This is a genomic window from Nocardia stercoris, from assembly GCF_003696265.1.
Taxonomy (GTDB): domain Bacteria; phylum Actinomycetota; class Actinomycetes; order Mycobacteriales; family Mycobacteriaceae; genus Nocardia; species Nocardia stercoris.
Genome location: NZ_RFFH01000008.1, coordinates 346029 through 355233 on the forward strand (window position 1 = coordinate 346029; position 9205 = coordinate 355233).

The following is a 9205-nucleotide window of genomic DNA, read 5'->3' on the forward strand; positions in this document are numbered from 1 at the left end:
CGCAACCGCCTGGCTATTTTGCGACGGTCAGCAGGAACGCCACGTCGTCGACGGCCTGCACACTGTGCCGGGCGGCGGGCAATACCAGCAGGTCACCGGGCGAGCCCTTCCACTCGTGCGCGCCGGAGATGAGCGTGAGTGTGCCGGTGAGCACCTGCAGGGTGGCTTCTCCGGGACTGTCGTGTTCGGCGAGGCTCTGACCGGCGGTGAGCGCGATCACGGTCTGCCGGAGGCTGTGCGTGTGCCCGCCGCACAGGGTCTGCGAGCTGCGGCCACTGGTCGTGGTCTTGGCCAGCGCCAGCTGCTGCCGGGCCACGGCGGTCAGTGACTTCTTGTCCATGGACACCTCCAGGAGGGCTCGCCCAGGTATCTCCCGCCAACCCGGTTCGAGTATCTCCCGGCCGGTCACCGCCGCACGGCGTTTCCCGGCGGCATGTTTCGGCGTCAGCGGGTGTAGCGCAGCCAGCGGTAGCGCAGTCCGCTGGTCGACTCCCGCCACGAACTGTCGGAGACGAGCCGCCAGCCCTCGATTCCGGGCGCGTAGGTGTCACCGTCGACGGTGGCGTCGACCTCGGTCACCGCGAGTTCGGTCGCGTACGGCAGCGCCTCGCGGTAGATCTGGCCGCCGCCGATCACCCAGGTGGGTTCGGGTCCGGCCGCGCGCAGCGCATCGGTGACCGAGCCGGCGCGTTCGGCGCCCGCGGCCTGCCAGTCCGGTCGGCGGGTGACGACGATATTGCGCCGGCCGGGCAGCGGCCGGAACCGTTCCGGCAGCGAATCCCAGGTGAGGCGGCCCATCACCACCGGATGGCCGAGGGTCAGGTCCTTGAAGTAGGCCATGTCCTCGGGCAGCCGCCACGGGATGGTGTTGCCCGCCCCGATCACTCCGGCGGTGGTCTGCGCCCACACCAGCCCGACGGTGGCCGGGCCACCGGGCACCGCCGCGCTCATACCGCGACCGGCGCCTTGATCGGCGGGTGGTGTCGGTAGCCCTCGACGATCACGTCGTCGTAGCTGTAGTCGAACAGGGTGGGCGCGGGCCGCAGACTGAGGGTGGGGAAGGGGTAGGGCTCGCGGGACAGCTGTTCGCGGACCTGGTCCACATGGTTGTCGTAGATGTGGCAGTCGCCGCCGGTCCAGATGAATTCCCCGGGAACCAGTTCGGTCTGCTGCGCCACCATGTGGGTCAGCAGTGCGTAGCTGGCGATATTGAACGGGACGCCGAGGAACAGGTCGGCGCTGCGCTGATACAGCTGGCAGGACAGCTTTCCGTCGGCCACGTAGAACTGGAAGAACGCGTGGCAGGGGGCCAGCGCCATCTTGTCCAGTTCGGCGACGTTCCACGCCGATACGATGATGCGCCGCGAATCCGGGTCGGTGCGCAGGGTGTGCAGCACCTGCGAGATCTGGTCGATGTGGGCGCCGTCGGGCGTCGGCCAGGACCGCCACTGCACGCCGTAGACCGGGCCGAGTTCGCCGTGTGCGTCGGCCCATTCGTCCCAGATGGTGACGCCGTGGTCGTGTAGCCAGCCGACGTTGGAGTCGCCGCGCAGGAACCACAGCAACTCGTAGACGATCGACTTGAGATGCACCTTCTTGGTGGTGATCAGCGGGAACCCGGCGGACAGGTCGTAGCGCAGCTGGTGCCCGAACACGCTGCGGGTACCGGTTCCGGTGCGGTCCGCTTTGGGCGTCCCGTCCTGCAGTACCAGTCGCAACAGGTCCTCGTACTGGGTATCGGCCGGCATGGGTGGGTAGCTTAGTCGCCGTGCGGAAGTTGTTCGTGATCGGAATCGGTGCCGGTGATCCGGAGCAGGTGACCCTGCAGGCGGTCCGGGCGATCCGCCAGGTCGACGTGTTCTTCATGATCGGCAAGGGCGACACCAAGCAGGAGCTGATCGGGGTGCGCGAGCAGATCCTGCGCGCGCACGCCGACCAGCCCTACCGGGTGGTGGCGATCGAGGATCCGCCGCGGGACCGCGCGATCGCGGCGACGGGCGCCGACGCCGCCTACCGGGACGCGGTCGAGGCGTGGCACGCGCGCCGCGCGGAGCTGCTGGCCGACGAGTTCGGCCGGACCGACGGGGTCGGCGCCGTGCTGGTGTGGGGCGACCCGTCGCTGTACGACAGCACGCTGCGATTGATCGAGCGGGTGCCGGCGCACTTCGAGGTCGAGGTGATTCCGGGGATCACCAGCGCGCAGGCGCTGGCCGCGCGGCATCGCATCGTCCTGCACGAGATCGGGGAGCCGGTGCACATCACCACCGGGCGCCGGTTGCGCGAAGACGGTGTGACGCAAGGGGTTTCGACGCTGGTCATGCTGGACGGCGACTGCTCGTTCACCCAGGTCCCGGCCGACGGGCTGCATATCTGGTGGGCCGCGTATCTCGGCATGCCGGACGAGGAACTGATCGAAGGACCGCTGGGGGAGGCCGGGCCGCGGATCGTGGCCCGCCGGCAGGAGCTGCGGGCGGCGAAGGGCTGGATCATGGACATCTATCTGCTGCGCGCGGACGGGTAGTCCGCGGACCCGCGGGCCGGGCCGTATGCTCCGCAGTCGGTGCGCGACTCCTGCCGCGCCGGACGCGGGCGGGCCGGGGAGCCGCCGTCGAGGAGGAGCTGTGAAAGCGCTGGGGCGGTTGGCCGTCGGGCGGCCGCGAACCGTGGTCGCCGTGGTACTGGCCTTGATGGTGCTCGCCGGGGTGTGCGGCATGTCGGTGACGGAACGGTTGTCCGGCGGTGGCTTCCGGCCACCGGATGCCGAATCTTTCCGGGCCGCACAGATTCTGGAGGACCACTACGTCACCGGAACGCCGAATGTCATCGTGCTGGCCGATCTTCCGGCCGGGGCGGGCACGATCGACGGCCCCGAGGCGGCGTCGTCGGGGGCGCGGCTGACCACCGAACTCGCGGCGGTACCGGGTGTGCGCTCGGCCGTATCCTATTGGACCGCGGGATCTCCGGAGTTCCTGCGCGATCGCGACCACACCGCGGCGCTGATCGCCGTGCACGTCCCGGGCGACGAGAACGCGGTGGAACGGGTGACCGAGCGCCTGATCACCACCTACCGGGACCGCGACTACGGGCCGCTGCGCCTGCGGCTCGGCGGGGCGGCGGTCGGATACCACGACGCCACAGTGCAACTCGCGCACGACGTGCGGCTCACCGAGGAGGTGTCGCTGCCCGTCGTGCTGGTGCTGCTGGTCCTGATCTTCGGCAGCCTGGTCGCCGCCGGACTGCCGCTGGTGCTGGGTCTGGTCTCCATCGTCGGCACCCTCGGAATCCTGCGGGTACTCACCGAATTCACCCAGGTATCCAGCTACGCGCTGAATCTGACCACCGTGCTGGGCCTGGGCCTGGGCGTCGACTACAGCCTGTTCGTGGTCAGCCGGTTCCGGGAGGAGCGGCGGGCCGGGCGGACCCTGTCCGAAGCGGTCACGATCACCGTCGCCACCGCCGGCCGGACCGTCCTGTTCTCGGCCAGCACGATCGTCATCGCCATGTCGGCAATGCTGTTGTTCCCCATGCCTTTCCTGCGGTCGCTGGCCATGGCCTGCCTGTCGGTGACGGTGCTCGCCGCCGCCGCCACGGTCACCGTGCTGCCCGCCCTGCTGATGCTGTTCGGGCACCGCATCGACGCGCTGGATCTGCGACGTGCCGTGCGCCGGCTGCGCGGGCGCCCCGAACCGGCGCCGCGACCGCTCGAAGCCGGGCTCTGGTATCGCGCCGCGCGGCGAGTTACCGCCCGGCCCATCGTGTTCGGCGGAGCGGCGCTGCTGCTGGTGCTGATCCTGGGTGCGCCGTTCGCGGGGGTGCGGCTGGGTCTGACCGACGACCGGGCCTTCCCGGAGTCGGTGCAGACCCGGCAGGTCGGTGACGTGCTGCGCGCCGACTTCACCGCAGCCGCCACCAGCCAGATGGATGTCGTGGTGGACGGCCCGATCGACGGGCCGCGGCTGTCCGCCCTCGCCGCGTCGATCGGTGCGCTGCCGCACGCCCGCGTGGTGCGGGTCATGCCGGGCACGCAGGGCGCGGACATCGTGGTGATGCCCGATATCCACGACCCGTACTCGCCGGAAGCGCATACGCTGCTCACCCGGATCCGGCAGCTGCCTTCGCCGCAGCCGCTGCTGGTCAGCGGCGCCACCGCCGAGAACTCCGATATCGACGACGGGCTGACCCAGCGGCTGCCGCTGGTGATCGGGCTGATCATGGTGGCGATGCTGGTGCTGCTGTTCGCGTTCACCGGCAGTGTGGTGATCCCGCTGAAAGCGGTGGTGCTCAACACCCTCAGCCTGTCGGCGACCTGCGGTGCCATGGTCTATGTGTTCCAGGACGGGCACCTGCGCTGGCTGGTCGGCGACTTCACCGCGACGGGCGTGCTGACCGCGCCGGTGACGGTGCTGGTGTTCTGCCTGGCCTTCGGCATGTCGATGGACTACGAGGTGTTCCTGCTGTCGCGGATCACCGAGGAGTACCGGATCCGCGGCAACACCGCCGACGCGGTCGCGTACGGGCTGGAACGCACCGGACGGATCGTGACGGCCGCGGCGGCACTGATGGCCATGGTGTGTGTGGGCCTGGCCTTCTCGCACATCTCGTTCACCAAGCTGATGGGTGTCGGGCTGACGCTGGCGGTGTTGATGGACGCGACCGTGATCCGCGGTGTGCTGGTGCCGGCCCTGATGCGGTTGCTGGGCGAGGCCAATTGGTGGGCGCCCGGATTCCTGCGGCGTGCGCACCGGGTCATCGCGTTGCGGGAGGAGGCCGAGCCCGCCGAGGTGGCGGAACCGGTGCCCTCGGCGTAGCGCGGCGCGAACCGGCCGATTCCGGCGACCTGTCGGTGGTGCCCAGTATCCTGCGGGTATGCCTGAGCTACCGGAGATCGTGGCGCTCGAGCGGTTTCTCGCCGAGCATGCGGTGGGTGCGGTGGTCGGCCGGGTCGACGTCGCGGCGTTGAGCGTGCTGAAGACCTTCGACCCGCCGGTGACGGCGCTGTCCGGTCGGGACGTGACCGGCACCGGGCGCTGGGGCAAGCACCTGGGCCTGGATTGCGGTGGACTCTGGCTGATCACGCACCTGTCCCGCGGCGGGTGGCTGCGCTGGATCGACGAACCCAGTGCGGCCCCGCCGAAACCGGGCAAGGGGCCGCTGGCCCTGCGCGTGCACCTGTTCACGCCCGAGGGCGCCACCCCGGCCTTCGATCTCACCGAGGCGGGCACCAAGAAGCGGCTCGCGGTGTGGATCGTCACCGATCCGCAGCAGGTGCCGGGGATCGCGCGGCTCGGCCCGGATGTGCTGGCCGTGTCCGAACCCGAGTTCGCCGGACTGCTGGCCGGCAGTTCGCAGCGGCTCAAGACCGCGCTCGCCGACCAGTCGCTGATCGCGGGGGTCGGTAACGCCTATTCCGACGAGATCCTGCACGCCGCCAAACTGTCGCCCTTCGCCACCGCGAAGACGCTGGACGCGGAGAAGGTCGGCCGGCTCTACGCGGCCATGCGCGACATCCTCACCGACGCGGTGCAGCGCTCGTCCGGCCAGGACGCCGCCCGCCTCAAGGGCGAGAAACGCGCCGGTTTCCAGGTGCACGCCCGCACCGGCCAGCCCTGCCCGGTCTGCGGCGACACCGTGCGCGAGGTCGCCTATACGGACAAGTCGTTCCAGTACTGCCCCACCTGTCAGACCGGCGGCAAGATCCTCGCCGACCGCCGCATGTCACGGTTGTTGAAGTAAAGCTTCCGGCCCGTCAGTCCAGGACGCTGGCGCGCAGGCGGACCCCGGTCCAGGCTTCGCGTTTGGCTCGGTCCGGGTCGATCTCGATGCGGGGGTATCGATCGATGATGCGGGTGTTGCGTTGCTGTTCGGTGTAGGGCGGCCAGTCCGGCAGCGGGCGGCCCGTGCGGGCGAAAGCGAGCCAGTTGCCCTGGAATTGGTCCTGCACCGACCGGAAGCCCTGGTAACCGCCTGCGACGGTGAGCATTCGGCCGATCGGGCCGTCGACCCAGCCGAACACGGGGATCAGGTCGAGGGCGTGGGTGGCGCCGTATCCCGCCAAATGCAGTGCGCGCGGGGCGAAGTCGTAACGGTAGGCGTAGGTGGGGGCGTAGCGGCTGTGGCCTTCCAGGGCCGCGACGGTGGGCCGCCAGAAGGTGAAGTCGCCGCCGACCCGCATGGCGGTGCGCGGACGCGGATAACCGGTGTAGCGGCTGGTCACCCGCTGTTCGACACTGGGTTCGCAGCGCTCGAAGGCACTGGTCAGCTGGGCAGGGGTGACGGGGAGGGCGTCTTCGAGGTGCCGGAACAGGGTGGCCTCGTCGCGGTTGGTGCCGATGATCAGCGGCACCGGGTGGGCGCGGCCGGCGGCGATGGCGTCCAACGGCACCTCGGGCAGGAAGTCGCCGTCGGCGACCGGCGCGATCGGGAAGGCGCCCGGTTCGGCCCGCAGCATGCGGCCCGTCGCCCGGTTGACCGCCTTGCGCAGGTCGTTGGCGCTTGCCGTGGTGAGGTATTCGACCGCCTGCTCGGGGGTGGCGCCCCCGGCGGTCAAGCAGCGGCGGGCGAAGCGGCGGGCCTCGTCGGGGCGCAGCGTCCAGTCGGCGGGGGCGCTCTGCGCGATCGCCCGATGGAACAGTCCGCCGGCGGCGGGTGTCGCGAGCAGGCTGATCACCGCGTGCGCGCCGGCGGATTCGCCGAAGACGGTGACATTGTCGGGGTCGCCGCCGAACGCGGCGATATTGCGCTGTACCCACCGCAGCGCGGCCACCTGGTCGCGCAGGCCCAGGTTCGAGTCGAATTGTCTTTCGGGAGTCGAGAATTCGCTGAAATCCACGTAGCCGAACCCGCCGAGGCGGTAGTTCAGCGCCACCACGATCACGTCGCCGCGGACCGCCAGCCGCGCACCGGAGTAGATCGCCGACGTGCCGATCACGTAGCCGCCGCCGTGGATGAAAACCAGCACCGGACGCGGGCCGGTCGCGGGAGTCGCCGGGGCCGTCACATTGAGTGTGAGACAGTCCTCGCCGGTCGGCTGCCAGCTGCGCGGACCCACCCGGGCGCCGTCGCGCGGCTGCATGGCGGCGAAACCGAACTCGGTGGCCGAACGGACTCCCGACCAGGGCCGAACCGGTTGTGGAGCGCGGAACCTCAGCTCACCCACCGGCGCCGCAGCGTAGGGAATCGATCGCCAGCGCACCACGCGGCGACCCCGCAGACCACGGACGACTCCGTCGGCGGTCGTGACATCGGTGTCCACCATCAATCCAGGATACGGACCTGGCATCGAACGCACGACCGGTCCGACGTGTGACGGGCGCCGCTCACCGCTGGTCCAGGACGCGGGCCCGCAACCGGACCCCCGCCCAGGCTTCGCGTTCGGCCCGGTCCGGGTCGACCTCCACGCGGGGCTGCTCGTCGATGATGCGGGTGTTGCGCTGCTGTTCGGTGTAGGGCGGCCAGTCCGGCAGCGGGCGGCCCGTGCGGGCGAAAGCCAGCCAGTTGTCCTGGAATTGGTCCTGCACCGAGCGAAATCCTTTGGAACCGCCTGCGACGGTGAGGATCCGCCCGACCGGTCGATCCACCCAGCCGAACACGGGGATCAGGTCGAGGGCGTGGGTGGCGCCGTAACCGGCCAAATGCAGTGCGCGCGGGGCGAAGTCGTAACGGTAGGCATAGGTGGGGGCGTAGCGGCTGTGGCCTTCCAGGGCCGCGAGAGTGGGTCGCCAGAAGGTGAAGTCGCCGCCGATGCGGCGCGTGGCGCGCGGGTGCGGATATCCCGGATACCGGCTGGTCACCCGCTGTTCGGCGCCGGGCTCGGAGCGAGCGAACACGCTGCTCAGTTGGTCGGCGGTGATCGGCAGGCCGCTCTCGGGCCGGAACAGCGTGGCCTCGTCGCGGTTGGTGCCCATGATCAGCGGCACCGGGTGGGCGCGGCCACCGGTGATGGCGTCCAGCGGCGGCTCGGGCAGGAAGTCGCCGTCGGCGACCGGGGCCAGCGGGTAGGCGCCCGGCTCCGCGCGCGCTGCCCGGTTCACCGTCTGCTGGACCGCGGCGCGCAGGTCGGCGGCGGTGGCCGTGGTGAGGTAGCGGGCGGCCGCGTCGGGCCGCACGCCGGCCGCAGCCAGGCAGCGCCGGGCGAAGCGGCGGGCCTCGTCCGGCCGCAGGATCCAGTCGGCGGGGGCGCTCTGCGCGATCGCCCGATGGAACAGCCCGCCCGCGGCGGGTGTCGCGAGCAGGCTGACGACCGCCTGTGCCCCGGCGGATTCGCCGAAGACGGTGACATTGCCCGGGTCGCCGCCGAACGCGGCGATATTGCGCTGTACCCACCGCAGGGCCGCCACCTGGTCGCGCAGGCCCAGGTTGGAGTCGAATTGTCTTTCCGCAGTGGAGAATTCGCTGAAGTCGACGTAGCCGAGGGCGCCCAGCCGATAGTTGATCGCCACGACGACGGCGTCACCGCGGACCGCGAGCCGCCCACCCGAATACGCGGCCGAGGTGCCGATCACGTAGGAGCCGCCGTGGATGAAGACCAGCACCGGCCGCGGCCCGGCGGCCGGCGCGTCCGGCACGGTCACGTTGAGAGTCAGGCAGTCCTCGCCGGTGCGCTGCCAGCTGGCCAGCCCTACCCGGGCACCGCTGCGCGGCTGCGGGGCGGCGAGCCCGAATTCGGTCGCCTCGCGCACTCCGGTCCAGGGCCGTAACGGTTGCGGTGCGCGGAACCTCAGCTCGCCCACCGGGGGCTCGGCATAGGGAACGGACCGCCAGCGCACCACGCGGCGACCCCGAAGACCACGGACGACGCCGTCCGCGATCGTGACCTCGGTGTGCACCATCCGGCCATGATACGGATTCCGTTATCGGCGGCTGGGGGTGTGCGGCGACCGGCCGGTTACTGCAGGTAACCCTCGACCTGACCCGGCCCGCCGGCCTGAGCCTGATCCGGGTCGGCGCCGCGATCGATGCGCGCCCGCCGCTGGCGCAGCAGGTCCCAGCACTGGTCGAGCTGCACCTCGAGCTCGGCCAGCTGCCGCCGCTCCTCCGAGGGGGCCAGTTCGCCGTCCACGGCGCGGGAGCGCAGCGTGTGCTCGCGGTCCACGAGGTCTTTGATGCGGGTCAGGATGTCCTGTTCGCTCATGTCGACCATGCTACGGGGACGATCGGCGCGGGTGCGGTGGGCGCGGCCGCGCGGCCGCGCGGCCGTCCGGCGGGC

The 9205-nt window shown here is 70.8% G+C and carries 9 protein-coding genes; 3 read left to right on the top strand and 6 right to left on the bottom strand.

The window, feature by feature from the left end; genetic code table 11:
- Window positions 1–13: 13 nt before the first annotated feature.
- The 3 genes from EBN03_RS20535 to EBN03_RS20545 all read right to left on the bottom strand — a co-directional run bounded on the left by EBN03_RS20535 (window position 14) and on the right by EBN03_RS20545 (window position 1748).
- Entirely contained in the window at window positions 14–340 is a 327-nt protein-coding gene (locus tag EBN03_RS20535; RefSeq protein WP_122189727.1) for a cupin domain-containing protein, read from the bottom strand.
- A gap of 104 nt (window positions 341–444) precedes the next feature.
- Window positions 445–951: a dihydrofolate reductase gene (locus EBN03_RS20540; protein WP_122189674.1), complete on the bottom strand. Its 507-nt coding sequence runs from the start codon at window positions 949–951 to the stop codon at window positions 445–447.
- Complete coding sequence (locus EBN03_RS20545) at window positions 948–1748, bottom strand: thymidylate synthase (RefSeq protein ID WP_122189675.1); 801 nt, start codon at window positions 1746–1748, stop codon at window positions 948–950. Before EBN03_RS20545 ends, EBN03_RS20540 begins: the two co-directional genes overlap by 4 nt.
- A gap of 20 nt (window positions 1749–1768) precedes the next feature.
- On the opposite strand from EBN03_RS20545, the gene cobF reads away from it, so the two are divergent.
- The 3 genes from cobF (at window position 1769) to EBN03_RS20560 (ending at window position 5733) form a co-directional block, all read left to right on the top strand.
- Window positions 1769–2521 carry a precorrin-6A synthase (deacetylating) gene (gene cobF / locus EBN03_RS20550; protein WP_122189676.1) on the top strand — a complete coding sequence of 251 codons (753 nt, stop codon included), beginning with the start codon at window positions 1769–1771 and terminating at the stop codon, window positions 2519–2521.
- 100 nt (window positions 2522–2621) lie between these two features.
- Entirely contained in the window at window positions 2622–4808 is a 2187-nt protein-coding gene (locus EBN03_RS20555) for an MMPL family transporter (protein ID WP_158675692.1), read from the top strand.
- A 58-nt stretch (window positions 4809–4866) separates the two neighbouring features.
- Window positions 4867–5733 carry an Fpg/Nei family DNA glycosylase gene (locus EBN03_RS20560; RefSeq protein WP_122189678.1) on the top strand — a complete coding sequence of 289 codons (867 nt, stop codon included), beginning with the start codon at window positions 4867–4869 and terminating at the stop codon, window positions 5731–5733.
- A gap of 13 nt (window positions 5734–5746) precedes the next feature.
- On the opposite strand, the gene EBN03_RS20565 is transcribed toward EBN03_RS20560, so the two are convergent.
- The 3 genes from EBN03_RS20565 to EBN03_RS20575 form a co-directional block, all read right to left on the bottom strand.
- The gene (locus tag EBN03_RS20565) at window positions 5747–7255 is read right to left on the bottom strand and encodes a carboxylesterase/lipase family protein (RefSeq protein WP_122189679.1); all 1509 of its coding nucleotides are present in this window, start codon (window positions 7253–7255) and stop codon (window positions 5747–5749) included.
- A gap of 61 nt (window positions 7256–7316) precedes the next feature.
- The gene (locus EBN03_RS20570) at window positions 7317–8828 is read right to left on the bottom strand and encodes a carboxylesterase/lipase family protein (protein WP_122189680.1); all 1512 of its coding nucleotides are present in this window, start codon (window positions 8826–8828) and stop codon (window positions 7317–7319) included.
- 56 nt (window positions 8829–8884) lie between these two features.
- Window positions 8885–9130, bottom strand: coding sequence for a DUF2630 family protein (locus tag EBN03_RS20575; protein ID WP_122189728.1), 246 nt, complete (start codon window positions 9128–9130; stop codon window positions 8885–8887).
- Window positions 9131–9205: the final 75 nt, after the last annotated feature.